We start from the raw sequence: 25,262 nt of genomic DNA, 5'->3' as shown, positions 1-25,262 counted from the left end.
TGCCGCAATGCATCCGGCGCGGCGTAGAATAAAAATCATCTTTTCCCTTTTCACTCTTCCCATCAAGAGACGAGGTCGCCATGAAGCGCATCACCGCAGTCATCAAACCGTTCAAACTCGACGAAGTGCGCGAGGCGCTCGCGGAAGTCGGCCTCACCGGCCTGACCGTTACCGAGGTCAAGGGGTTCGGCCGCCAGAAAGGGCATACCGAGCTGTATCGTGGCGCGGAGTACGTGGTCGACTTTCTGCCGAAAGTGAAGATCGAAGTCGTGGTCGCGGACAGCCAGTGCGATCAGGTCATCGACGCGATCATCGGCGCGGCGCGCACCGGCAAGATCGGCGACGGCAAGATCTTCGTCGCGGATGTCGAGCGCGTGATCCGCATCCGTACCGGCGAAGAGAACGAAGCGGCCGTCTAAAGCCGCGCAAGCACGCACCGGCCCGGTGCGCGCAAGAACTCAAATTCGGCCGCCGAAGAAAAAACGGTGCAATACCCTTGCGGATATTGCACCGATACGCGCCTCTCGCAGCAGCGTGAAAAAGATTCTCTTGAAGAAACCTGTATTACACCCGAGGTGTGACCCTCGGGGCGCACCGTTCGATTAGAACGAGTGCTGGATGCCTGCGTACACGCCGGTTTGCTGGCGGCCTTGCAGCGGGTTGTCCGTTGCAGCGGCGAAGCCCGCATTGTTCGCGTTCAGACCGAAGTTAGCATTGCGGCTGTTGCGCACCGTTGCCGCCTGCAGGTCGAGCAGCGTGCGCTTCGACAGGTTGTACGAACCGCCAACCGTGTAGATCGTCGCATTGCCCGCGCCGTTGTTGCCGTTCACGTGATAGACCGCCGCGATCAGCGCTGCAGCCGGCGTTGCCTGCCACGTCACACCGCCCCATTCGTGATCCAGGGTGGTCGGCTGACCAGGAGCAACGTTCGTCGCACCTGCCGAGCGGACTGCCTGGTAAGCGGCCTGAATCTTGAACTGGCCGAGGAACACGTTCACCAGAGCTGAGTACTCGCGCGATGCCGCGAATACGCCGTTGCTCGTGTTAGCCGTATTGATGCCGTTGTTGGCGACCGGGCCACCCCACAAACCGCCGGTCGTCGGGTTGCGAATTTCGTCGTACAGACCGCGGATCTGGAACAGCGAGGTCGTGTAGGTGACCTGCGCGCCAGCTTCGCGACCTTGCGGCGTCGTGCCGTTACCGTTCCAGCTCGTCGCGTTCGACAGCGCGTATTGACCGTAGAAGTCAAAGCCCGCGATCTTCGGCGACTGGTACGCGAAGTTGTTGCTCGACTGCGGCCAGTTGCGGCCACGCACGAGCGATGCCGACGACCAGTCGGACTGACCGAACGGGTCGAAGTCCCACACGCCGTTCGAGATGAAGAGCATGCGGCCCATCGTGAACGTACCGAACTGGTCGTTCGAAATGCCGACCGTTGCCCAGCGATTGAAGAGACCACCGCCGCCAGGACCCGCGCCCGTCATCGTGTTGAACGAGCCTTCCAACTGGAACAGAATCTTGTTGCCAGCGCCGATGTCCTCGACACCCTTCATGCCCCACAGGCTGGTGCCCCAGTCGCCGCTTTCCGCCTTGAAGCGGTTCGAGCTGGTGTTGGCCGCGCCGTTGGCGTTAGCGCCGGTCGGGACGCCCGACATGTACTCGAGACCTGCATCCAAACGGCCATACAGCGTGACGCTGCTCTGAGCGTGTGCAACAACGCCGGCCGACATCAGCGCAGCGACGAGCAAAGCTTTCTTCATCTTCTCCTCCATACCCTGTCAAAAAAAGAAACCCAGTACTGCGAGTGGTGTTCGGACGCGATCAGCGCCGAACAGAAAGCGGTACCAGGGGAGAGTGGCGGGTGGATAGGGGTGCTCCTGCCATGACATGTAGCGTCGAGCTATCTTTGCGTCATGCCGATCCCACGCCGACCGGTTCTCCTCTGTGTTTTGAAGTGAAACTACTTTTAATCAACTTTGTTTTGCTACTTTGGTTACCAATTTATCAAAAATAACTTTAACTGGGAGAAGAAATTAGTACCGTCCACAGGCGGTGTCGCCAAATTGCAATACGAATGTGCGGCGGAACCCGGAGGAACCTCTCGGAAAATGGCGCAGAGCCTTGTCCGGCAAGGGAAGCGCGGCTCAGAAGGGGACGCATTAAGGATTGTCACTATTGACGAGTCAAAAGTGGCAGGTTAGGGCGAAAACCAGGCCGGAATAGCCCGTTTTGTGGGATTTTCGGCGCTTTTTCGTCGTTCGAATGGCCGGGGGAAGGGCGCGGTAGAAATGAAAAAGGCGCTCGTAAGCGCCTTGTAAAACTACATTGACTACATTTTCGATGTTTATTCGCATCGTAAGTCGCGGGGCAATTTTTATTACTTGAGACTGCCCGACAGGAATTGCTTCAGACGCTCGCTTTTCGTGTTTTTGAACACTTCGTCGGGATGGCCTTCTTCCTCGACGCGGCCCTGGTGCAGGAACATCACATGGTTCGACACGTTGCGCGCGAAGCCCATTTCGTGTGTGACGACGATCATCGTGCGGCCTTCCTCGGCGAGCTTTTGCATCACCTTGAGCACTTCGCCGACGAGCTCCGGGTCGAGCGCCGAGGTCGGTTCGTCGAACAGCATCACATCCGGGTGCATCGCCAGCGCCCGCGCAATCGCCACGCGCTGCTGCTGGCCGCCCGACAGATGCGACGGATACTGCTTCTCGAGACGCGGCGCGAGGCCGACTTTCTCCAGATATTCGCGCGCGCGGTCCTCGGCTTCCTTGCGCTTCAGACCGAGTACATGCACCGGCGCCTCGATGATGTTCTCGAGTACGTTCATGTGCGACCACAGGTTGAAGTGCTGGAACACCATCGAAAGCTTGGTGCGCACGCGCTGCAACTGTTTCGGGTTCGACACGCGCAGCGCGCCGTCTTTGGCGGTCTGCGTGCGCACTTCCTCGCCGTCGACGAAAATGCGCCCCGCGTTCGGCTGTTCGAGAAAGTTGATGCAGCGAAGCATCGTGCTCTTGCCGGAGCCGGACGAACCGATCACGCTGATCACGTCGCCGGCATTGGCTTTCAGCGACACGCCCTTGAGGACTTCGTTGTCGCCGTACTTTTTGTGAAGCTCGTCGACGAAGAGCTTCTGCTTCTTGGAATTCATCAGGATCCTTAACGAGCTTGCTTGTCCAGGGACGCGCAGTTACTTGCCTTGCGGCCGCAGGTAAGCGAGCCAGCGACGCTCGGCGCGGCGGAACAGCCACACGAGCGCGAAAGAAATACACAGATACAGCAGCGCGGCGATGCCGAACGCGTTGAACGACTGATACGTCGCGGAGTTCACGTCGCGCGCGATCTTCAGGATGTCCGGCACCGTGGCCGTGAATGCGACCGTGGTCGCGTGCAACATCAGGATCACTTCGTTGCTGTAGTAGGGCAGTGCGCGGCGCAGCGCCGACGGCAGAATCACGCGCCGGTACAGCGTGAACGACGACATGCCGTACGCGCGCGCCGCTTCGATCTCGCCGTAAGGCGTCGCTTTGATCGCGCCCGCGAAGATTTCGGTCGTGTACGCGCAAGTGTTCAGCGTGAACGCGAGCAGCGTGCAGTGCATGCCGTCGCGGAAGAACGCGTTGGTCAGCTCGTTGTTGCGGATGATCTCGAGGCTGTAGAGCCCCGTGTAGCACAGCAGCAGTTGCACATAGAGCGGCGTGCCGCGGAAGATATAGGTATAGAGCCACACGAGGCCCACGAGCCATTTCTTCTTCGACACGCGCGCGACCGCGAGCGGCACCGAAAGGCAGAAGCCGAGGCCGATCGACACGACCAGCAGCCACAATGTGATTGCGACACCGGTGAAGCGATAGCCATCGGTGAACAGATAGTTGCGCCAGTATTGCTGAATGATCTCGATCATAGATCCGCCTTTCGCACGCCGGTCGAGTAACGCTTTTCGAGGTACATCAGCACGAAGTTCGACACTGTGGTGATGACGAGATAGATCGCCCCCGCGAGCAGGGTGAAGAAGAAGAACCGCAGGGTGCCCTTGCCGGCGTCCTGCGAGGCCTTGACGACGTCGGCGAGACCGATGATCGACACCAGCGCGGTCGCCTTGACCATCACCTGCCAGTTGTTGCCGATGCCCGGCAGCGCGAAGCGCATCATCTGCGGGAACATCACGCGCGAGAACACCTGCCAGCTCGTCATGCCGTAGGCCGCGCCCGCTTCGAGCTGGCCGCGCGGCACCGCGAGAAACGCGCCGCGGAACGTCTCGGTGAAGTACGCGCCGTAGATGAAGCCGAGCACCGCGACGCCGGCCACGAACGGGTCGATGTCGATCTGGTCCCAGCCCATCGCGTCGGTCAGGTTGTTAAGCCAGATCTGGATGCTATAGAACAGCAGCAGCATCAGCACGAGATCGGGCACGCCGCGCACGAGCGTCGTGTAGACGGTGCCGATGCCGTTCGACAGGCGGTTCTTCGACAATTTCGCCGCCGCGCCGAGCAGGCCGAGCACGAACGCGAGCGCGAGCGAGAACACCGCCAGCTTGACGGTTTGCCAGGTGCCGCTGAGGAGTAGCGGGCCGTAGCCTTGAAGGAACATAGGAAGTCCTCGACGATGCGTTTCTCGCGCACCGCGAAAGACGCGGCCCGCGATGCGCCGCGTCGGGGTCGAGCGCCTGGCTCGCCGTGATCCGCGGCGCACAGCGTGCCGCTGTGCAAATCATGCCGCAGAAACGTTGGTGGCTCCTGCAGCGCGCTTTCGGGACTTTCGTCTCGGATTGTTTTGAATCTACTGCCTGGTATTGCCACCTTCGGTTGTCACCTTCGGTGCCACTTGCACGACGATGTCGCCATTAGGCGCCTTCGATTCGAATGGCGGATAACTGGCGTCGACCCCGATGCGCACCGTTTTCCATTCTTTCGCCATCGCGCCGGTGGCCATGACTGCCAGAGCCACGCACAGTGCGAACTTCTTCATGTTTCTCCTGAACCAATCTGATCGTCGTGATGACTCGACCCGACGAGCGCCGGCCGAGGGCCGACGGTCGCTATTCTAGGCGGTCAAAATTGCCGTGCCGCAGGGATTGTCGCCGCGTGCTCGTCGTTCTTGCGCGGGCGGTTCGTCCGACGTGGAGCGCTGTTCCGGTGCATTCGGTGCTTGCCGGACGTGCCTCGCGCGGGTGTGGCGCCGAGTCGGAGCCCGTCGCGCACCGGTTGCGGCCGGCCCGGCGAGGCTTGCCGGCGCGGCCTGCACGTCCCGCTGGACGTCCACGCGGCTTGAAAAGCGCGGTATTTTACCCGAAGAGCGGCAAGCTGCCAGTGCGGGGCGGCAGCGAGCGGCAAGACGCCGCGCAGCGCGTTGTGCGTGCGCGACGCCGGCGCGGTTTTGCGGGCGCCGGGCATCCGGGCGCCGGGCATCCGGGCGCCGGGCATCCGGACGCCCGCCTTTCCGCGCGGTCAGCTCGCCGGCCGCGTCGTGCGTGCGATTGCATGCAGCGATGGAACGCTGCGGTGCGGTCGCGCACGATTGTTTAGTGGGCACGCAGCCCCTACATTCCTCGCATCGCTCTGATTGAGTACTTACCGGGAGACTTTCCATGATCGAGATTCGCCGCTCCGCAGAACGCGGTCACGCCAACCACGGCTGGCTCGACTCGTATCACAGCTTCTCGTTTGCCGATTACCGCGACCCCGAGCATGTGCACTTCGGACCGCTGCGCGTGATCAACGAAGACCGCATCGCCGGCGGCCAGGGTTTCGGCGCGCATGGGCATCGTGACATGGAGATCGTCACGTATGTGCTCGAGGGCGCGCTCGCGCATCGCGACAGCATGGGCAACGGCTCGACGATCCGTCCCGGCGACGTGCAGCGCATGAGTGCGGGCACCGGCGTGCAGCACAGCGAGTTCAACGCGTCGCGCGACGAACCCGCGCATCTGCTGCAGATCTGGATCATTCCGCGCCGCGCGGGCGATCAGCCCGGCTACGAGGAAAAGCGCTTCGACGCCGACAGCAAGCGCGGCCGCCTGCGCGTGATCGCGTCGCCCGACGGCCGCGACGGCTCGGTGACGATCCATGCGGACGCGTCGATCTACGCGGGACTGTTCGACGGCGCCGAACACGCGACCTTCGCAATACCGGCCGGGCGTCTCGCCTATCTGCACGTCGCGCGCGGCACGCTGAGCGTGAACGGCACGGTGCTCGAAGCGGGCGATGCCGCGAAGCTCAGTGATGTCGACACGGTGACGCTCGAAAAGGGCGACGACGCGGAAGTGCTGCTGTTCGATCTCGGCCAGTTGAACGGCTGATCCGAGCGGTCGATTCGCGCGGGCCCGCGGCCAGCGGATCGAGCCGCGAGCAGCGCCAAACGGCAACGCCACGGAAAACCTCTTCCGTGGCGTTTTTCTATTTGCGAGGCGCCTTCCCTGGCACGCCTCGCGGATGCAACGCGCCGCTTACTGATTAGCGGCCGGCGCCGACGCCGCGCCTTGGTGATGCTCCCAACGCTCGCGCATCTTCTCGTGACGCTGTTCCATCCGCGAGAAGCGCTGCTTGATCGCCGTGCTGACAGTGGTCTTCTGCTGGTCGTTCAGGCCGTTATAGAACTTGAGCCATGCGTCGGTGGTTTGCTGACGCAGTTGCGCGTCCTTCTGCTCGATCTGCTGATGCGTCGCGGCCATCGCGTTCAGATCGAGGATCGGCTGCTGCTGCGCGGCCTTGAACTGGTCGTGAGCCTGGTTGTGGTTCGCGCGCATCGCTTCATGATTCTGCTTCATCGTATCGAGCGCGCTTTGCCACAACTTTTCCTGATCCGCGTTCAGCTTCAGCTGATCGTGGAGTTGGGTGAGTTCCTTCATGAAGTGGCCGTGCCAGCCGCCAGGGCCGCCGTGCGCCTGCTCGGCGGGTTGAGCGGCGTAAGCGGCGCCCGCGCCGATGGCGAGAGCGGTGGCAGCAACGGCGAGAACGCGCGACATCTTTTTGGTGGACATATGAGGCTCCTTGTAATGGAATAGCCGACGATGCAACCGGTCTTTGGACTGCCTGCACTCGGTAAGGCACAGCGTAGAGAACCGCGTGCGCCGCTGTGTTACGCGCCAGGACGCCGCTATTACCAGCAATTACGCGCGGCTTTCACCGTAACACCCGGTAACCCTTCAGACCGTTTGGAAAACGAAATCCCTTTCTGCCGCGCGTTAAACTTCATTTCATGGCTACTCAAATCCTGGTCGTCGACGACGACGTCGAACTGCGCGATCTGCTGCGCGACTATCTGGCCCGTCAGGGCATCGAAGTTTCGGTGCTGCACGACGCGGGCTCACTCGAACGGCGCCTCGAGCGCGAGCGCCCCGACCTCATCGTGCTGGACCTGATGATGCCCGGCGTGGACGGCCTCACCGCGCTGCGCAAGCTGCGCGCATCGGGCGACGATATCCCTGTCATCATGCTGACCGCGCGCGCCGACGACGTCGACCGTATCGTCGGCCTCGAACTCGGCGCGGACGACTACCTCGGCAAGCCGTTCAATCCGCGCGAACTGCTCGCGCGCGTGCAGGCGGTGCTGCGGCGGCGCCGCACGCTGCCGTCGGCGGCCGCGCCCGAACAGCGCGAACCGTTCAGCTTCGGCCGCTTCACGCTGGATTTCCAGTCACGCACGCTGCATCTCGAAGACAAGCCGCTCACGCTGTCGGGCAGCGAGTTCGCTCTGCTGAAGATCTTCGTCAATCACCCCATGCGCACGCTCACGCGCGAGCGCCTGCTGGAACTGCTGCACGGTCCCGAGTACGACGGTACCGACCGCGGCATCGACGTGCAGGTGTGGCGCCTGCGTCGCATTCTCGAAACCGATCCATCCACACCGCGCTTCATCCAGACTGTGCGCGGCCGCGGTTACGTGTTCGTGCCGGACGGCGAGCAGCATGCGTCGGCCCATTGATTCGCTGTTCGGGCGGCTCGCACTGCTCGTCGTCGCGGTGCTGATGTTGTCGCATTTCGCGTGGTACGCGCTGATGCGGCTCGAACGTTCGCAACTGCAAACGCGCTACGCGGTCGAGGAAGCGACCTTCCTCGTCGACGCGGTGCGTCAGCACGTCGCCCGCACACCGGATCAACCGTTGCCGTCGCGCGTGAAGCTGGTCGACCCGGCCAGCCCGGATGTACCGGCAGCCAGCGCGAACATGCCGCCGCCGCTCGAGCGTTTCGTCGAGGACGTGCGCGACCGCATGCCGGCCGACACCCAGGTGCGCATCAGTCCGCCCGGCGGACCGCCCACGCTATGGGTGCGCGCCGCGACTGATCGAAACTGGATCGTCGTGCCGGTTCAACCGCTGCGCATGCCGCGCTCGCTCGACCGCACGGTGTCGTGGCTCGTCATTATTTTCTCGTTCGCGGTGATGGCAGCGCTGTTCGCCGCCTGGGCTCTCCAGCGGCCACTGCGCTTGCTCGCGCAGGCGGTCGCGCGCTTCGGCCGCGGGCTGCCGGTGCCGCCGGTGCCGGAGCGCGGGCCGCGCGAGTTGCGGCAACTCACACATGGCTTCAATCAGATGGTGCAGGAAGTCGCGCGCACCGAGAACGATCGCGCGGTGATGCTGGCCGGTGTCGCGCATGACCTGAAGACGCCGCTCGCGCGTCTGCGGCTGCGCGCCGAAATGATGGACGACGCGAAGACACGCGACGGCGTCGTGCGCGACGTCGATTCGATGACGCATATCGTCGAGCAGTTCCTGCTGTTCGCGCACGACGGAGCGGACCGCAGCGAACCCGTGGAAGTCGATGCACAGTGCGAGCGTGTCGTGCGCAGTTATCGGGCGGTGGCCAGCGGCGCGCCGATCGTACACACGGAGCTGAACGCCGGGCCGTCGTTTCAGCTGCCTGCCGCCACGCTCGACCGGATCCTGTCGAACCTGATCGACAACGCGCATGCGTATGGCGCGCCGCCGGTGGTCGTCGCGACTGCGCGCACACCGCAGGGTTTTACGCTATCCGTTAGCGACAACGGCAAGGGCATCGCCGCCCAGGATCTGATCAGCGCGAGCCGGCCGTTCGTGCGGCTCGATCCGGCGCGCGGCGGCAACGGCCACAGCGGGCTGGGCCTTGCGATCGTCGAGCGGCTGGTGCGGCGCGCGGGCGGTGAGTGGGAAATCGGCAATCACGACGGCCGCGGTTTGCGGGTGTTGATGAGCTTTCCGTTCGAAGTGCTGCCGCGGGTTGCGACGGCCTCGGAAAATGCGTGGTAGGAGCGGGGTATTGGAGTCGCGATGCGCGCGCGGGGCGTCGGCATCGCGAACGGCGAGAGGTCAGTCCGAAAACAGCGTATTCAACGCATTCGCCGTTTCGCTATCGACGGTATTCCACGTCACCGATTCCGCCTCGAAAATATAGTGCGTCGTATATTTGCCCAGCCGCGCGAGTATTTCCTCCTGAATCAATTCCGGCGCGACCTCCAGTTTCAGATACCACGCGGTCGACGACAGACGCGTCTGGAACGCGCCGTATTCGGCGAGCAGATGGTCGAATGCCTCAGCGTCCTGATCGCGACAGACGATCACCAGATTTCCCTTCATGCGAATCTCCCGTTAGTGCGGTAGTGACACTCCGATATCAGGATTGATGATACCTGCTTCGTTGCGGGAAGCTCGGCGTCGTTTTAGCGCGGGCAGGGTGTTGGCGTGGGTTGGCTAAGCGGAGAGGGCGATACCGTCGCGCTGAGTACTTCGGCTAGCGTCGGGCATTCACCATGCGTTCACCGCCGTGCGCGCAGGCGGTGCGGTATCGTCGGGCGGCAGCGCTTCGGTGCGGTCGCGCCCGCCGGTTTTCGCCGCGTACAGCGCGGTATCGGCCCGGCTCATCAGGCGCTCGGGCAGATCGTCGGGCGACAGCTCGGTGATGCCGATGCTCACGCTCAGCCCCGCCGCGGCCGGCAGCTTCGGCGAGGGTATCGCTTTCAGCCGCAGCCGCAGACGCTCGACCACCTCGCGCCCGCCTGCCAGATCGGTGGCCGGCAGCAGCAGGCCGAACTCTTCGCCGCCGAGCCGGCCGATCGCGTCGGAGCTGCGCAGCTCGGCGCGACACGTATCGACGAAATGTTCGAGCGCGCGGTCGCCGGCGGCGTGGCCGAAGCGGTCGTTGATCTGCTTGAAGTGGTCGAGATCGGCGATCGCCATGCACAGCGGCTCGCGGCCCGCGTGCGCGCGATCGATCTCGTGGCGCAGCAGGTCGAGGAAATAGCGCCGCGACAGCGCGCCGGTCAACGCATCGTGCCGCGCCTCGGCCGACAGCAGCGTATTGGCCGACTGCAACTGCTCGGCGAGATCGCGGGTCGCGCGATGGTGGCGCCGCTCGCGCACGTAGGACACGGTGATCACCCACGCGAGCGCGACGGTGCCGGACAGCGTCAGGAACACGAGCAGATGGTCGCGCTTGTGGTTGCGCAGCAGTTCCGGCCACGCGGCGAGCGGATCGACCAGATGCGCGGAGAGTCCGGAGTTCAGGCCACCGCGGTTCTGATAGAGCGCCGGGGCCGGCTGCTCGATCATGCCGAACAGCTGCGCGGCGACCGAGGCCGGCACCCACGGCGCCTGCTCACGCACTTGCGTGTCTTCGCGGATCAGCATGTCGGGGAACGTCTCGCGGCGGTAGATGATGCGCCGCTCGGCGGGGCTCATCTGCGTGACGCGCGAGTTCGGCAATGCGTGGCCTTCGAGCGCGCTGTTGTGCGCCATGATGATGACGCCGTTGTCGTCGGCGACGAAGGTGCCCGCGTGCGCGACCCAGTGGCGCAATCGCGCGATGCCGACCTTGGCCACCACCGCGCCGACCAGCAGCCCCTTCGAGTACACCGGCGCGGCAATGAAGATGCCTGGCTCGCCGCTCGCGCGACCGACGCCGTAGGCTTCAGCGAACGCGCCGAGCAGTGCGCTCGTCAGATAGCCGCGCGCGCGCATATCCATGCCGACGAACGATTGCTGCGCGCCCTCGGGGTTCGACATCGTGCTGCTGGAGGCGACGCAGATGCCGTTCGCATTGACGATCCAGACCTGGTCGAGCCCGGAGAAGCCTTGCGCTTCATGCAGGAATCTGCTGACCGCGGCCATCTGCGGGTCCTTCAGCAACGCGGCCCGCAAGGCGGGTTCCGCCGCCTCGCCGTTCACGGCATAATTCTGCGATTGCACGAGGGCACGCTGGACCACGTCCATTTCGGCCATGGTTGCGGGGATGGCGCGGGACATCGCGAGGTCGCTGGCAATCACTTCAGCCATGTTGTCGACGATCGACGTGGACATTTGCCGCTGCGTGTGCAACGCCGCGTCCAGCTCTTGCTGTACCATCCGGTCCGCGACCATGCCAGCCACGAACCAGCAGACGAGGACGATCAGCACGAAGCTGACCGGCCCGGCTACCTGGCGCAAGGTTGTCCTGTTCATCGACCCTCTGATCCGTCTGGCTGTGACATGCAACTTGCTTGTTGGTGGGCAGCGCGCTCTCAACGCTGTGTCGTTATCTGCGTCAGCTGCGGTTTCGCTCCGTCACGAGCGACGCGCGCTGCGCCGTCGCCATGCCCGGAATGAATCGCTGATAAACAGGTACGTCGTTTCCCGATTTTAACCGTCGCGAAGCACGTTGCCACCGTTATTGCTGGGATGCTGTCTGCATATGCCGCGCCGATCAGATTCTTAACGGCAGCCGCGCGCCATTCTTGATAGTTGCGCGGGCAGATGGAGCGAATGAGCGGCGGCGGCCGCGGCGACGCGCCCATGTGGCTTGCGCGCCACGCCGCGAGACAGCCTCGCGACGTGTCACGCCGAAGTACGCGCAAGCAGAGTACAGTGCGGCGCGGCGACGCGGGCCGGGGCTTGCTGAAGCCTTACGCCGCGCGTGCGACGCCGTCTCGCGATTTGCGGCGAAAGGTTGTGCCTGAAACATAGGATGGTGTAGTGTCGTGCCGTCCAAAACGAGGAAAGCCCGCCAGCCCTCGGGCGGCGCACGCGGCGACAGGAGTTCGGCGTGATGGTTGTGGTCGTGGGCGACGCGTCCACGTAACTGCCCATTGCCGGCCCATGTGTCTCCAACGCTAACGATTTACCACGCACGCGCGTTTTGCCATGCCTGATTTCCGCTTTCCGGACCGACCCATAGACCGCCGCGGAGCCGCGGCCTCCTTCGAGCGTTCGAATGCCTGTTTCAAGAGGGAGGGCATCTGATGGATTTCAGCTTCAACCTGAAGCGCACCGCCAATGCGTCGGCATGGCGGGTGTTGCCCAACCGCTGGGACTTCGTCGCGTTCCCGCTGATCATCTGCCTGATCGCGATGGCGTCGATCGGCTTTCACGAGACGCTCGCGCCGATGTCGACGCTAAAGACCCAGGCGATCTCGCTCGATCCGGCCAACCTGCCCGAGTACGCGATGCGCACCACGCTGCGCATGCTCGCGGCGATGGTCGCCTCGCTGATCTTCACGCTGGTCTACGGCACGCTGGCCGCCAAGAGCCGCCGCGCCGGCCTCGTGCTGGTGCCGATTCTCGACATCCTGCAGTCGGTGCCGGTGCTCGGCTACATCTCGTTTACGGTCACCTTCTTCCTCGCGATGTTCCCGGGCCGCGTGCTCGGCGCCGAGCTCGCCGCGATCTTCGCGATCTTCACGAGCCAGGCGTGGAACATGACGTTCAGCTTCTACCAGTCGCTGCGCACGGTGCCGCGCGACCTCGATGAGGTGTCGCGCGGCTTTCACCTGACTTCGTGGCAGCGCTTCTGGAAGCTCGAAGTGCCGTTCTCGATGCCGGGCCTGATCTGGAACATGATGATGTCGATGTCGGGCGGCTGGTTCTTCGTCGTGGCTTCCGAAGCGATCACGGTCGGCAACAACACGATTACGCTGCCGGGCATCGGCGCCTACCTCGCGCAGGCGATCAGCGACAAGAACCTGCACGCGATCGGCTGGGTCATCCTCGCGATGACGGTCGTGATCCTCGCCTATGACCAGCTGCTGTTCCGTCCGCTCGTCGCGTGGGCCGACAAGTTCCGCATGGAGTTCACCAGTTCGGGCGATGCGCCGGAATCGTGGCTGCTCGACCTGATCCGCCGCACGCGTCTGATTCACCGGCTGCTGGTGCCGCTCGGCTGGATGTTCGCGCGCGCGGCGCGCGTGCGTTTCCAGTTGCCGGCGTTCAGCGCACCGCGCTTTCACATCCCGCAGCGCGAGAAGAACTCGAAGCTCGGCGACATCATCTGGGCGGCGATCGTGCTGCTTGCCACGCTCTACGTGGTGTACCGCGTGTTTCTTTATGTGCGCACCGGCGTCACGCTCGACGAGATCGGCCACGTGTTCGTGCTCGGCCTGATCACGCTGCTGCGCGTGGTGGTGCTGATCGCGATCGCCTCCGTGATCTGGGTGCCGGTCGGCGTGCTGATCGGCCTGCGCCCGGCGCTCGCGGAAAAGGTGCAGCCGCTCGCGCAGTTCCTCGCGGCGTTCCCGGCGAACCTGCTGTTCCCGGTGTTCGTGATCGTCATCGTGCGCTTTCACCTGAATCCGGACATCTGGCTGTCGCCGCTGATCGTGCTCGGCACGCAGTGGTATATCCTGTTCAACGTGATTGCCGGTGCAAGCTCGTATCCGAACGACTACCGCGAGGCGGCCAAGAATTTTCACATTCGCGGCTGGCAGTGGTGGCGTCAGGCGATGCTGCCGGGCATTTTTCCGTACTACGTGACGGGCGCGATCACCGCGTCGGGCGGTGCGTGGAACGCGAGCATCGTAGCCGAGTTCGTGCAGTGGGGCGATACCAAGGTCGCCGCGCATGGCCTCGGCGCCTATATCGCGCAGACCACCGCGGCGGGCGACTATCCGAAGATCATCGTGGGCATCGCCGTGATGTCCCTGTTCGTGACCCTGTTCAACCGTCTGCTGTGGCGTCCGATGTACGCCTACGCCGAAGGCAAGCTCCGTCTAGATTGAGAAATGAAGGCTTAACGCGATGCAAAATCCTAAAGCTGCTATGACCGCCGCGCCGATCCAGACGCCGCCGAAGCCCCCGCGCCTCGGCGAGGAAATCCTGCGCGTCAAGGACGTGTGCCGCGGCTTCAACAAGACTCAGGGTGAACTGCTCGTCCTCGACGACGCGAATCTGTCGCTGCGCGAGGGCGAGATCGTCGGTCTGCTCGGCCGTTCGGGCTCGGGCAAGTCGACGCTGTTGCGTATCATCGCCGGCCTGATCGAGCCGACCGACGGCGAAGTCACGTACATGGGCAAGCCGCTCGAAGGCCCGGCCAAGGGCGTGGCGATGGTGTTCCAGACTTTCGCGCTGTTTCCGTGGCTGACCGTGCTGCAGAACGTGGAAGCGGGTCTCGAGGCACAAGGCGTCGGCGCGTCGGAGCGGCGCACACGCGCGCTCGCGGCGATCGACCTGATCGGTCTCGACGGCTTCGAAAACGCGTATCCGCGCGAGCTGTCGGGCGGCATGCGTCAGCGCGTCGGCTTCGCGCGTGCGCTCGTCGTCGATCCGACACTGCTGCTGATGGACGAGCCGTTTTCCGCACTCGACGTGCTGACCGCCGAAACGCTGCGTACCGACCTGCTCGATCTGTGGACGCAGGGCCGCATGCCGATCAAGGCGGTGCTGATCGTCACGCACAACATCGAGGAAGCGGTGTTCATGTGCGACCGCATTCTGGTGCTGTCGTCGAACCCGGGCCGCGTGATCGCCGAGATCAAGGTGCCGTTCAAGCATCCGCGCAATCGTCTCGACCCGGCGTTCCGTCGTCTCGTCGACGAGATCTACGCGAAGATGACCGCGCGCCAGACCGACGAAAAGACCAAGAAGGGGCTCGAGCTCGGTAGCTGGCTGCCGCACGTGTCGACCAACCTGATGGCCGGTCTGATCGAGACACTCGCCGCCGCGCCGTATCACGGCCGCGCGGACATGCCGGAAATCGCGCGCTCGCTGCATCTGGAGGTCGACGATCTGTTTCCGATCGCCGAAGTGCTGCAGCACCTCGGTTTCGCCGACGTGCGCGAGGGCGACATTTTCCTGACGCCGCCGGCGCGCGTGTTCTCCGAGTTCGGTACCCAGGAACGGAAGATGATGTTCGCCGAGCATCTGCTGCGGCACGTGCCGCTCGCGGCGCGGATCAAGAAGGTGTTGAACGAGCGGCCGGGGCATCGCGCGCCGCGCGTGCGCTTCGAGCAGGAGCTGGAAGACTTCCTGTCGGACAGCGCGGCGGAAGAGACGCTCGACGCGGTCATCAACTGGGGCCGTTACGGCGAGATCTTTTCGTATAACGATCAGACGGAAATCTTCAGTCTGGAAGACGTGGAGTCTTGAGCCCGGGTTGCCGCGGAAACGACCGCGGTTCAGACAAAAAGGCGGCGAGGAAAACTTCGCCGCTTTTTTATTGCAGGTTGCCCCAGCGTGCGACCGCCGGCTCGGCCGTCGCCCACTTCCAGCCCTTGTCCTGCTGGCACGCGCTCGCCGTGAACCACCTCTCGGGCGCGTTCGGGCCGTCGCCGTCCTGCACCGAGAACACGAAGTCTTTGCACAGCGCGAGCGCCGAGTTGACCGCGCGCGTCACGCGCACCTGGCCGTGACCGTTTTCGATCGGCAACGTGTGTTTGACCGACCACGGTTTCGTTTCGCCGACCGCCATCGTCCCAACCAGCGCCGCCATCAGATCCTGCTGATCCTTGTGCATGCTGCGCATGTAGCGCGCGACCGCTTCGTCGGTGGCGGCCTGCACCGCCACGCCGACGCCGAGCGCGACGGCCGGATTGCTGGTCACGATGCCCGAAGCGACACCCGCCGCCGCGCCGCTCGCGGCGCCGATCGACGCGCAGCCGCTCGCCAGCAGGCTCGCGCCGACGCATAGCGCGCCGGCCGCGATGAGCCGCAGCCGATCACTCATCGGAACGCCAGGCGAACGCAATATCATTGCAGCGCACCCCAGCGCTCGGTGGCGGGTTCGGCCGATGCCCAACGCCAGTCCTTACCGTCACGGCAAACCGACGCGATGTAAAACGCGCTGCTAGCGGGCTTGTCGCGTGTTGCGTTCTGATCGACGGAAAAGACGATTTCCTTGCAATCGAGCGCGCCGGTGCTGATCAGGCGGCTGACGGTCACGCGGCCGTGCTCGTCGTCTTCGATCGGGAAAGAGTGGGTGATGCTCCAGGGAGCGACCGCGCCGACCTCGAGCGGACCGGCCGCCTGCGCGATGCTGTTCTGCGTATTCGTGTGGACCACGCGCTCCGAGTACTGCACGCCGGCGCGCGCGGCGGCGACCGCGCCAAGACCGATACCGGTCGCGACCGCCGCATTGCTGGTGACCTTGCCCGCGACCGCGGCACCCGCGATACCGGCGCCCGCGACCGCGCCTTCCGAGTACAACGAGCTACAGCCGCTCAATGCGGACGACACCGCCAGCGCCAGTGCGAGCAGCGCTGCTACGTGGGGGCGTTTGCCTGCGACAACGGACTTCGCGTCGTCAGCCCACACCATGTTCTTTTGCATTTCTCCCGTCCCTGCCCGTACAGGTGCCTGCGTTCACGCGTCGCGCGTGTAAACGAAGGACACGTCGTTTATTACGCTGCCGCATTGTGCAGGATGCGTTTTGTAATTGGCAGCGAAAAAATGCAAGAAATTGCAAAACATCGTGCGTCGCGATGTTTTCTGCTGCACGGGCGGAATGGCTTGCCTGGCTCTGCCAGGTATTTGGGAGGCCGCCGCCAGCGGCGAACGGCCTACGTTGCAGCGTGCCTACGAGTCGGCTTCGTCTTCGCCGCTTTCGTCGCCGTATGCGCTCAGCCGGTTGTACAGCGTTTTGAGGCTCACGCCGAGTGCTTTGGCCGCGCGCCGCTTGTCGCCGCCGCAGTACTTGAGGGTGCCGAGAATGATCTGCTTCTGCGCGTCGGCGAGCGGCGTGCCGATCCACACGCTCATCGCGTCGCCTTGCGTGACCGCTTTCTTGACTCGCGACGCAAGATGCGGATGCGGCAATTCGACGGTCTTCTCCGCGAGAATGAACGCGCGATACACGGCGTTCTTCAACTCGCGCACGTTGCCCGGCCAGGACCACGAACGCAGCGTTTCGATCGAGCGTTTGCTGAAGCTCTTGTTGGTGGATTCCTGCTGATTCAACTGCGCGAGGAAGTATTGCGCAAGCAGCTCGCGATCGTTTTCGCGCTCGCGCAGCGGCGGCGCGCGCAGCGGAAACACCGCGAGCCGGTACATCAGATCCTCGCGCAAGCCGTTTTCCTTGACGGCCACCGCCGGGTCGCGATTGGTCGCGGCGATCACCCGCACGTTGCCGCTGATCAGCTCGTTGCCGCCAACCCGATAGAACGTGCCGGTTTCGAGCGCGCGCAGCAGCTTGACCTGGCGCACCGGCGCCATCTCGGTGATTTCGTCGAGAAACAGCGTGCCTCCGTTCGCATGTTCGAAGTAGCCGATGCGGCCTTGGACCGCGCCGGTGAAGCTGCCTTTTTCGTGGCCGAACAGCTCGGCTTCGATCAGCTCATCGGGAATCGCGCCGCAGTTCACGGCGACGAAAGCGCCGTCCTTGCGGCCGCTGCGCTCGTGGATGGTGCGGGCGATCAGCTCCTTGCCGGTGCCCGATTCGCCGATGATCAGCGCGGTAGCGTCGGTATCGGCGACGCGTTCGATCTGCTCGTACAGATCGAGCATCACCGGCGACGAGCCGTACAGCAGCCCGTACGATTTCAGTCCCGCGACGGCATCCCCGACGCGCTGCTTCGCTTGTGGCGAAGCATTGCCGCCGGCGGACACGGTGGGCGAGTCCAGATCGATTGACGCCATAAAAGGGGGAGTCCTGTGCAAATGAAGTTCGTGATGCGGCGCGCAGGCCTTGAATGCGAGAGACCGTACAGCCACTATCTCATAAAAGACGATTTAACCATTTCGACACGGATTCCGGCAATCGAACCGGCAGCCGCTGCGGCAGTCGTGCGCGCAATCGGTCGAAAGTGCTCGAAATTGGCCTTTTTCAGCACGTTGAAGCGGTAAATATACCGGGCACATGCATTGCATCATTGACCGTTTGACCGAGTCGTGCGAGCTTTTGACGGCTACGCCGCGGCGGCGCGGGTGAGCGTAGGGCGGCAACCCGGCAACCCGCATCGCGCGGCCACGAACGCCGAATCAGACGAGGAGTGAACGATGACCGACACCACGCAACAACTTGCACTCGGCGGACAGAAAATCGTCGAGGATCTTCGGGTGCTGCTGAGGGACTCGGAGGAAATGCTGCGGCTCGCCGCCAACGTGCCGGGCGAAAGCGTCGATGCGTTGCGCGACCGGCTCGGCACGCATGTTGAAACGCTGCAATCGACGCTCGGCGATGCGCAACGCAACGTGCATCGCCGCTATCGCGAGGCGGCGGTCAGCACCGAGCACTATGTGCGCCATAACCCGTGGCGCTCGCTCGCGCTCGCGGCGGGCGCCGGATTTCTGCTCGGCGTGCTGGTCGCACGATAGAGGCGGCGCGGCGAGCGACGTTCGCCTCGGCTCGCGGGCTCGTCTGGCACGGCCGGCACTCATCCGCATCACGATCCAAGGAGTTCATGATGACACGACCCACGATTGGTTTTTTTGGCGCATTGATGGCACTCGGCGGCTTTCTGGCGGTTCGCTACGTGCAACACAAACGCACCGGCCAGATTTCCCCGACCCGCGAGCTGAGCCGCTGGGAAAACGAGGGTGGTGCGGTCGCGGCGCCGGCAACCTCGTCGACCGAGCTCGCGCCCGCGTCCCGGAGCACCAACGGTTCAGGGCAGGCTGACGGCGAACACCGCGCATGGCCATTTCCGCGTGGCTGAAGCACGGCGCACGAATCCCAAGGTGGGCGGGGGTGCAGCCAGATCGGCGGTCGGCGCCTGGAAGCGATTGTTAAATGGATTCTATAAACCCGTATAATAGGCAAATAGACAACAATGATGCGGTAATCGGCCAGAATTTTGCCATCATTGTTGCGATTTTTCATTAAATGGTCGGCGGCGCGGAACACACGTCGAATCCGCGTGATGCAGCCGACCCGATCCAGCGGCATGCCCATGGGGATGATCCGCATATTTTCTGACCCACGCTTGCAGGCTTTCGAAACGCGATGCCACATGTACTGATTGTCGATGACGACGCAAGTACCCGCGAGGCGCTTTCCGCCATCATTGGGGAAGACGGGCTGACCACCGCCACCGCGGGCGATCTGCGCGAAGCGCGTATTCAACTGATCCGGCAGATGCCGGACGTCGTATTCACCGACCTGAAGCTGCCTGACGGCAGCGGGGTCGATCTGTTCGAAGATCTTGATCCGCGCTCCGGCGTCGAAGTGATCGTGATCACGGGTCACGCAACGGTCGAGTCGGCGGTCAGCGCGCTGAAAATGGGCGCGGCCGACTACCTCGTAAAACCGATCAACATGCAGCGCGTGAAGGCGATCCTCTCGCGCCTGCCGCGCCCCGGCGACCTGAAGGCCGAGATCGGCACGCTGCGCGGCGAGTTGCGCCGCATGGGCCGCTTCGGTTTGATGCTCGGCAATTCGCCGGCGATGCAGGAGGTCTACGACCAGATCAGCCGCGTCGCGCCGACGGCGGCCTCGGTGATGCTGGTCGGCGAATCGGGCACCGGCAAGGAAGTCGCCGCGCAGACGCTGCACGAGCTGAGCCTGCGCCGCAAGCACGCGTTCCTCGCGGTCAATTGCGGCGCGATTTCGCCGAATCTGATCGAGTCGGAAATGTTCGGCCATGAGCGCGGTTCGTTCACCGGCGCGGATCGGCAGCACAAGGGCTATTTCGAGCGCGCGAACGGCGGCACGCTGTTCCTCGACGAAATCACCGAGATGCCGATCGAGCTGCAGGTGAAGCTGCTGCGCGTGCTCGAGACCGGCATGTTCATGCGTGTCGGCACGACCAAGGAAATCGAAACCGATGTGCGTCTGATCGCGGCCACCAATCGCGATCCCGAGCAGGCGGTGCTCGAAGGCAAGCTGCGGCTGGACCTTTACCACCGGCTGAACGTGTTTCCGATCAGCCTGCCGCCGCTGCGCGATCGCGGCAAGGACGTGGAGCTGCTCGCGCAATCGTTCCTCGATGAGCTCAACGAGCGTCACGGCACGAAGAAGCATTTCCCGGTCGCGGTGAAGGAAATGCTGCTGTCGTATCCGTGGCCAGGCAATGTGCGCGAACTGAAGAACTACGTGCAGCGCGCGCACATCATGTCGAGCGCGGATTCGGATGCCACGGCGACCGTGCCGTTGCAGATCACGCTATCGAAGCCCGCGACCGGCACCGCGATCACGATCCCCTTCGGCACCTCGCTCGCGGAAGCCGACCGTCAGCTGATCCTGGCGACGCTCGAGCAATGCGGCGGCGTGAAGACGCGCGCCGCGGAAATTCTCGGCATCAGTCTGAAGACGCTGTACAACCGGCTCGTCGAGTACGGCAACGATACGCGCGACGACGGCGATCCCACCGACGAATCACGCGCGCTCGGCGGCGCGGACGCCTGATCCGCGCTCGTTCGCGCGTCGTCCGCATCATCAGCGATCGCCCGCCCGCGCTTGCGGGCGGCCGATCCGAACGGCACAGGCCTTGCTGCGCTCCAGTGGAACGCAAAACGAGGTCACCGACATGCCGCACCTGCCGCCGCACCTGCCGCATTACGCTGCCGTTTCCCCGCCGTCCGGGCCGTTGCACGCTCACCGGCCCGAACCGGTCGAGCCTCCCACCACCCCGCCGAACCCGGCCGAACCCGATACGATCCCCGGCCCGACCCCCGATCCGATCGAACCCGTGGAACCGGTCACGCCGCCGATCGGCGATCCGCCGCCGCAGCCAACGCAGACGCCTCAGGCCGCCGATCGTCAGTGGCGAGCGCTGCAATGCTGATGCGACCCTCGATGCCGTCATGCAGCTGCGCACTCGATGCAAACATCTCCGCACTGCAGCGGACCGTGGCCCCGGTCCGGTGCAGTGCATTGCTGTATTTGTTACAAAGCCGGCGCATGTTTTACCGGCAATTTACGGTTTCGCCCCCTAGACTGTAGGGATGCCGCAACAAGCGGCGGGCTTCCCCCGGAGGCACCATCATGAGACACCCCGCATTGCGACGTTCCGCGCGGCACTCCAAGCGCGGGCCACGGCCAGCCGATGTCCAGACTGAGCCGGCGGAGTCGCCGGACCCGGCCGCGCAGAACCGGATCGCCCCGCATACGCCGCCGGACGGCGAGCACAACCAGGGCGGGGTACGTCAGGAAGGCCTCGAATACCAGCGCGATCTGGGCTCGGAACAGGACGCCTGACGCAGCGCAGTAACCGGGCGGGGCATACCGGCGACCGCGAGGCCGGTAAGAAAGACCTCCGCTTTGGTCAGATTAAACAGAAAAATTTTCTTCGCAATTGGCGATGATTGCGGGGATCAGCTCGTTTGTCACATTTTCATACAACTTTATTTCCGATATCTCAAATATCGGCACATTGCTTGCATGCACCGTTTTGGCGCAATTCCGCATACAACGAAACAATGGAGCACTAATGAGCAGATTGATCGTGGTATCGAATCGTGTCGCACCGATTCAGGAAGCGCGTCCGGCAGCGGGCGGGCTCGCGATCGGCGTGCTGGACGCACTGAAGGAAACCGGCGGCGTCTGGTTCGGCTGGAGCGGCGAAACGGTCAGTGAGCCATCCGCGCCCGTGATCGAGAAGCAGGGCAACGTCACCTACGCGACGGTGGGCCTCACCAAGCGCGATTACGACGAGTACTACCGCGGGTTTTCGAACACCACGTTGTGGCCGACCTTCCACTATCGCAACGACCTGTCCCGCTACGACCGCGAGGACTACGCGGGCTACCAGCGGGTCAACGCGACGCTCGCGAAGCAGTTGAAGGAACTGCTCAAGCCCAGCGACATCATCTGGGTGCACGACTACCATCTGCTGCCGTTCGCGCGTTGCCTGCGCGATCTCGGCGTGAAGAACCCGATCGGCTTCTTCCTGCACATTCCGTTTCCGGTGCCCGAGGTACTGCGGACGATTCCGCCGCACGAGGAGATCGTCAAGGCGATGTGCAGCTACGACGTGATCGGTTTTCAAACCGAAGCGGATCGCCAGTCGTTCGTCGACTATATCGAGCGCGGTCACCACGGCACGTCGAGCGAAGACGGCATGGTGCACGCGTACAACCGCTTCCTGAAGGTCGGCGCGTACCCGATCGGCATCTATCCCGATGCGATCGCCAAAGCCGCCGAGCAGTTCACCGACCGCAAGGCGGTGCGCAGCCTGCGCGACGGTATGCGCGGGCGCAAGCTGATCATGAGCGTCGACCGGCTCGATTATTCGAAGGGGCTGGTCGAGCGCTTCCAGGCATTCGAGCGGCTGTTGCAGAACGCGCCCGGCTGGCACGGCCGCGTGTCGCTCGTGCAGATCGCGCCGCCGACCCGCGCCGACGTGCAGACCTATCAGCGCATCCGGCAGACGCTCGAAGGCGAAGCGGGCCGCATCAACGGCCGGTTCGCGCAGCTCGACTGGACGCCGATCCAGTATCTGAACCGCAAGTACGAGCGCAATCTGCTGATGGCGCTATTCCGCCAGTCGCAGGTCGGCTATGTGACGCCGCTGCGCGACGGGATGAACCTGGTGGCCAAGGAGTACGTCGCATCGCAGGACCCGGCCGATCCGGGCGTGCTCGTGCTATCGCAATTCGCGGGCGCGGCCGAGCAGCTGCCGGGCGCGCTCGTCGTCAATCCGTTCGATCTGTCGCAGATGGCCGAAGCGCTCGAACGCGCGCTGTCGATGCCGCTCGCCGAGCGTCAGGCGCGTCATGCGGACATGATGGAGCCGATGCGCGAGAACAATCTGTCGGTTTGGCGCGATACCTTCCTCGACGATCTGCGCCACGTCGCGACCGCCTCTTCGGTGACGGCCAAAGCGGTAAAGCTCGCTGACGTGACGGCATCGTCTTGAGCGGACAGTCGCGGCCCGCGCGGGCGGGCGACGGGCGGGCCGGTCACGTCGTGAATGAAGTGACAACGAAGATCGAAGCAAAAAGGGCGTGCATCGCGTCGTGCGATGCACGCCCTTTTTCGTGGATGCGTTGCACGTCCAACGGCCACATTCAGGCCACAACGCGGCCACCACCCTCAAGCCGGCTGCGTCGCCTTCTGCACGACCCGCATCGTGCTGACGACTGCCGCGACCGCCGAAAACCCCGCGGCCACATACAACGCGATGACCGTCCCGCTTTGCGGGGCGACGCCGAAGATCAGCGCGACCAGCGCCGCGCCGAGCGTTTGCCCGGTCAGGCGGGCGGTGCCGAGCATGCCGCTCGCGCCGCCGCTGCGTTCGCGCGGCGCGGATGACAGCATCGTGCGATTGTTCGGCGACTGGAAGATACCGAAGCCCGCGCCGCACAGCGCCATGCGCCACGAAATCTGCAGTGCGTCGGGGTGAGGCCCGAGCGTCGCGAGCAGCAGCAGGCCGACCGTCATCGCGGCGAGCCCGACGCCGCCGAGCCAGCCGGACGATATCCTGTCCGACAGGACCCCTGCGATCGGCGCCGCGATGATGATGATCGCGGGCCACGGCGTCATCAGAAGACCGGTTTCGACCTGCGACATACCGAGCGTTTCTTGCAGCAGGAACGGTAGCGACACGAACGCGAGCATCTGCGCGCAGAACGAGCAGACCGAGGTGCCGACCGACAGCGCGAACACCGGAATACGCAGCAGGTCGATCGGCAGCAGCGGGGCGGGCCGCGTCAGTTGCCGGCGCACGAAGAAGTAGCCGACCACCAGAGCGCCGAGTGCTTCGAGCGTCACGTAGCCGAAGCGCTGGCCATGGCCGAGGCCATCGACAGCGAAAATCAGCAAGCCGAATACGATCGCGTTCATGACCGCGCTCAGATAGTCATACGGCGATTCGTGGCCGGGGTTCATCGGCAGCGCCTTGAAGCCGCCGACGATCGCCGCGATCCCGATCGGCACGTTGATCGCGAACAGCCACGGCCACGTGGCGATCGCGAGCACGCCCGACGCGGCCGTCGGCCCGACCGCCGACGACACCGCCACCACCATCGCATTGATCGAGACGCCGCGCCCGAGCTGCGCCGGGGGATAGATCATGCGCACCATCGCGGTGTTCACGCTCATGATGCCGGCCGCGCCGAAGCCCTGGACCACGCGCGCGAGCGCGAGCGTCGCAAGCGAGTTCGACAGCGAGCAGCCGAGCGACGCGACCGTGAACAGGATCAGACCCGACAGATAAATGCGCCTATAGCCAATGCGGTCGCCGAGCGACGCCATTGGCAGCAGCGAGATCGTGATCGCGAGCTGATACGCGTTGACGACCCAGATCGACGCGGCGGCGCTCGCATTGAGGTTGCGCGCGATCGTCGGCAGCGCGACGTTGGCGATCGCGCTGTCGAGCACCGCGAGCGTCAGCGACAGCGCGATGACGAGCATCGCCCAATAGCGTTGCGGAACCGGCAGGCCCAGTTCCTTGCCTTCGAAGCGGGGAGTGGAGGGCGTCGGGCCATCCGTGCGCGGGGAGGGTGCGTGCATCGATTGTTCGATTTGTCGGAGATGTTGCCGCGCCTGTGCGCGGCTACGCGCTGGCCGCTGCGGGCGCATCGGTCGGCGCGGCGCCACCGTTGCCGGGACGCCGGCGCCGCGCTCGCGTCATTTGAGTTCGTAGAGGCCCGTGTGGGTCGTCGAGTCGATTTCGTTCAGATGCGTCAGGAAGCGCGCGACCGCGTTGGTGGTTTCCGCGCTGACCGGCAGATGCGGCACCTTCAGCGCATGCAGCCGGAAAATATAGCGATGCGTGCGATCGCCGCGCGGCGGCGCGGCGCCGCCGAAGCCGACCGTCCCGTAGTCGTTGCGCAGCTGGATCGCGCCGTGCGGCAGCAGCGTGCCGTCGGCCTTGCCGGCGTTGCGCGGCAGCGAGCGCGCGTCGGCAGGGATGTTGACGACGACCCAATGCCAGAAGCCGCTGCCGGTCGGCGCGTCGGGATCGTGAACGGTGAGCGCGAAGCTTTGCGTGTCCGCGGGCGGCGCTTCCCATTGCAGTGACGGCGAGATGTTTTCGCCGTCGCCGCCGAACGCCTTGTCGTTGTACTCGTGGTCTTTCGGCATGAAGCCGTTGGTGGGAAAGTCGTCGGACCAGAGACGGAAGTCAGCCATGATGTGCCTCCCTTGTTGATTGCTTCTGGGAACGTCGGAGTGCGCGATGTCCCGGCGGCGAGGCGCATCTCGCGGCATGCCGGAGCGCGTGAG

General features: G+C 64.3%; 24 protein-coding genes and 1 pseudogene. 12 read left to right on the top strand and 13 right to left on the bottom strand.

What is annotated here, in order from left to right; all coding sequences use genetic code 11:
• The first annotated feature begins 80 nt into the window (after positions 1 to 80).
• Positions 81 to 419, top strand: coding sequence for a P-II family nitrogen regulator (glnK, locus tag G5S42_RS25295; RefSeq protein WP_013088783.1), 339 nt, complete (start codon positions 81 to 83; stop codon positions 417 to 419).
• 183 nt (positions 420 to 602) lie between these two features.
• Here glnK and G5S42_RS25290 read toward each other — a convergent pair whose 3' ends face one another.
• The 5 genes and pseudogenes from G5S42_RS25290 to G5S42_RS25270 all read right to left on the bottom strand — a co-directional run.
• Positions 603 to 1,760, bottom strand: coding sequence for a porin (locus tag G5S42_RS25290; RefSeq protein ID WP_176109252.1), 1,158 nt, complete (start codon positions 1,758 to 1,760; stop codon positions 603 to 605).
• A 617-nt stretch (positions 1,761 to 2,377) separates the two neighbouring features.
• A complete protein-coding gene (locus G5S42_RS25285; protein ID WP_176109251.1) occupies positions 2,378 to 3,157 on the bottom strand; it encodes an ABC transporter ATP-binding protein in 780 nt (259 codons plus the stop codon).
• Positions 3,158 to 3,196: 39 nt separating this feature from the next.
• The gene (locus G5S42_RS25280; protein ID WP_176109250.1) at positions 3,197 to 3,910 is read right to left on the bottom strand and encodes an ABC transporter permease; all 714 of its coding nucleotides are present in this window, start codon (positions 3,908 to 3,910) and stop codon (positions 3,197 to 3,199) included.
• Positions 3,907 to 4,596, bottom strand: a complete 690-nt coding sequence (locus tag G5S42_RS25275; RefSeq protein ID WP_176109249.1) for an ABC transporter permease — start codon at positions 4,594 to 4,596, stop codon at positions 3,907 to 3,909. Before G5S42_RS25275 ends, G5S42_RS25280 begins: the two co-directional genes overlap by 4 nt.
• Before the next feature lie 240 nt (positions 4,597 to 4,836).
• A pseudogene (locus G5S42_RS25270) lies at positions 4,837 to 4,974 on the bottom strand (ABC transporter substrate-binding protein); the annotation flags it as partial.
• Between the two features lie 619 nt (positions 4,975 to 5,593).
• On the opposite strand from G5S42_RS25270, the gene G5S42_RS25265 reads away from it, so the two are divergent.
• A complete protein-coding gene (locus tag G5S42_RS25265; RefSeq protein WP_176109248.1) occupies positions 5,594 to 6,304 on the top strand; it encodes a pirin family protein in 711 nt (236 codons plus the stop codon).
• Between the two features lie 147 nt (positions 6,305 to 6,451).
• Here G5S42_RS25265 and G5S42_RS25260 read toward each other — a convergent pair whose 3' ends face one another.
• Positions 6,452 to 6,985 (bottom strand): periplasmic heavy metal sensor, encoded by a 534-nt coding sequence (locus G5S42_RS25260; protein WP_176109247.1) that lies wholly within the window; start codon positions 6,983 to 6,985, stop codon positions 6,452 to 6,454.
• A gap of 218 nt (positions 6,986 to 7,203) precedes the next feature.
• Between G5S42_RS25260 and G5S42_RS25255 the strand changes: the two genes are divergently transcribed.
• Positions 7,204 to 7,929 carry a response regulator gene (locus tag G5S42_RS25255; protein ID WP_018419780.1) on the top strand — a complete coding sequence of 242 codons (726 nt, stop codon included), beginning with the start codon at positions 7,204 to 7,206 and terminating at the stop codon, positions 7,927 to 7,929.
• A complete protein-coding gene (locus G5S42_RS25250; RefSeq protein WP_176109246.1) occupies positions 7,913 to 9,229 on the top strand; it encodes an ATP-binding protein in 1,317 nt (438 codons plus the stop codon). Before G5S42_RS25255 ends, G5S42_RS25250 begins: the two co-directional genes overlap by 17 nt.
• A gap of 60 nt (positions 9,230 to 9,289) precedes the next feature.
• Here the strand turns inward: G5S42_RS25250 and G5S42_RS25245 are convergent, their stop codons facing one another.
• Together G5S42_RS25245 and G5S42_RS25240 are read right to left on the bottom strand one after the other, a co-directional pair.
• Entirely contained in the window at positions 9,290 to 9,556 is a 267-nt protein-coding gene (locus tag G5S42_RS25245) for a hypothetical protein (protein ID WP_013088792.1), read from the bottom strand.
• Between the two features lie 168 nt (positions 9,557 to 9,724).
• On the bottom strand, positions 9,725 to 11,416 hold the full coding sequence (locus tag G5S42_RS25240) for a sensor domain-containing diguanylate cyclase (RefSeq protein ID WP_176109245.1): 1,692 nt from the start codon (positions 11,414 to 11,416) through the stop codon (positions 9,725 to 9,727).
• Positions 11,417 to 12,192: 776 nt separating this feature from the next.
• Between G5S42_RS25240 and G5S42_RS25235 the strand changes: the two genes are divergently transcribed.
• Together G5S42_RS25235 and G5S42_RS25230 are read left to right on the top strand one after the other, a co-directional pair.
• On the top strand, positions 12,193 to 13,944 hold the full coding sequence (locus tag G5S42_RS25235; protein ID WP_176109244.1) for an ABC transporter permease: 1,752 nt from the start codon (positions 12,193 to 12,195) through the stop codon (positions 13,942 to 13,944).
• A 19-nt stretch (positions 13,945 to 13,963) separates the two neighbouring features.
• On the top strand, positions 13,964 to 15,310 hold the full coding sequence (locus tag G5S42_RS25230) for an ABC transporter ATP-binding protein (protein WP_176109243.1): 1,347 nt from the start codon (positions 13,964 to 13,966) through the stop codon (positions 15,308 to 15,310).
• Positions 15,311 to 15,377: 67 nt separating this feature from the next.
• On the opposite strand, the gene G5S42_RS25225 is transcribed toward G5S42_RS25230, so the two are convergent.
• From G5S42_RS25225 to G5S42_RS25215, 3 genes are all read right to left on the bottom strand, one after another.
• Positions 15,378 to 15,914, bottom strand: coding sequence for a hypothetical protein (locus G5S42_RS25225; RefSeq protein ID WP_176109242.1), 537 nt, complete (start codon positions 15,912 to 15,914; stop codon positions 15,378 to 15,380).
• A complete protein-coding gene (locus G5S42_RS25220) occupies positions 15,911 to 16,489 on the bottom strand; it encodes a hypothetical protein (RefSeq protein WP_176109241.1) in 579 nt (192 codons plus the stop codon). The genes G5S42_RS25225 and G5S42_RS25220 overlap by 4 nt, the downstream gene beginning before the upstream one ends.
• Before the next feature lie 246 nt (positions 16,490 to 16,735).
• On the bottom strand, positions 16,736 to 17,794 hold the full coding sequence (locus G5S42_RS25215; protein WP_176109240.1) for a sigma-54 interaction domain-containing protein: 1,059 nt from the start codon (positions 17,792 to 17,794) through the stop codon (positions 16,736 to 16,738).
• A 360-nt stretch (positions 17,795 to 18,154) separates the two neighbouring features.
• On the opposite strand from G5S42_RS25215, the gene G5S42_RS25210 reads away from it, so the two are divergent.
• From G5S42_RS25210 to otsA, 6 genes are all read left to right on the top strand, one after another.
• Positions 18,155 to 18,472, top strand: a complete 318-nt coding sequence (locus G5S42_RS25210; RefSeq protein WP_176109239.1) for an ElaB/YgaM/YqjD family protein — start codon at positions 18,155 to 18,157, stop codon at positions 18,470 to 18,472.
• An 89-nt stretch (positions 18,473 to 18,561) separates the two neighbouring features.
• Complete coding sequence (locus G5S42_RS25205; protein WP_176109238.1) at positions 18,562 to 18,813, top strand: hypothetical protein; 252 nt, start codon at positions 18,562 to 18,564, stop codon at positions 18,811 to 18,813.
• A 287-nt stretch (positions 18,814 to 19,100) separates the two neighbouring features.
• The gene (locus G5S42_RS25200) at positions 19,101 to 20,501 is read left to right on the top strand and encodes a sigma-54-dependent transcriptional regulator (protein ID WP_176109237.1); all 1,401 of its coding nucleotides are present in this window, start codon (positions 19,101 to 19,103) and stop codon (positions 20,499 to 20,501) included.
• A 142-nt stretch (positions 20,502 to 20,643) separates the two neighbouring features.
• Entirely contained in the window at positions 20,644 to 20,880 is a 237-nt protein-coding gene (locus tag G5S42_RS25195; protein WP_376776957.1) for a hypothetical protein, read from the top strand.
• A gap of 200 nt (positions 20,881 to 21,080) precedes the next feature.
• On the top strand, positions 21,081 to 21,293 hold the full coding sequence (locus tag G5S42_RS25190) for a hypothetical protein (RefSeq protein WP_169499220.1): 213 nt from the start codon (positions 21,081 to 21,083) through the stop codon (positions 21,291 to 21,293).
• 232 nt (positions 21,294 to 21,525) lie between these two features.
• Positions 21,526 to 22,953, top strand: a complete 1,428-nt coding sequence (otsA, locus tag G5S42_RS25185; RefSeq protein WP_176109236.1) for an alpha,alpha-trehalose-phosphate synthase (UDP-forming) — start codon at positions 21,526 to 21,528, stop codon at positions 22,951 to 22,953.
• A 176-nt stretch (positions 22,954 to 23,129) separates the two neighbouring features.
• Here the strand turns inward: otsA and G5S42_RS25180 are convergent, their stop codons facing one another.
• Together G5S42_RS25180 and G5S42_RS25175 are read right to left on the bottom strand one after the other, a co-directional pair.
• The gene (locus tag G5S42_RS25180; RefSeq protein ID WP_217709949.1) at positions 23,130 to 24,548 is read right to left on the bottom strand and encodes an MFS transporter; all 1,419 of its coding nucleotides are present in this window, start codon (positions 24,546 to 24,548) and stop codon (positions 23,130 to 23,132) included.
• Positions 24,549 to 24,665: 117 nt separating this feature from the next.
• On the bottom strand, positions 24,666 to 25,169 hold the full coding sequence (locus G5S42_RS25175) for a YbhB/YbcL family Raf kinase inhibitor-like protein (protein ID WP_176109235.1): 504 nt from the start codon (positions 25,167 to 25,169) through the stop codon (positions 24,666 to 24,668).
• Positions 25,170 to 25,262: the final 93 nt, after the last annotated feature.

It is taken from the genome of Paraburkholderia youngii (assembly GCF_013366925.1).
GTDB classification, from domain to species: domain Bacteria; phylum Pseudomonadota; class Gammaproteobacteria; order Burkholderiales; family Burkholderiaceae; genus Paraburkholderia; species Paraburkholderia youngii.
This window is presented reverse-complemented; position numbering and strand designations above follow the sequence as displayed.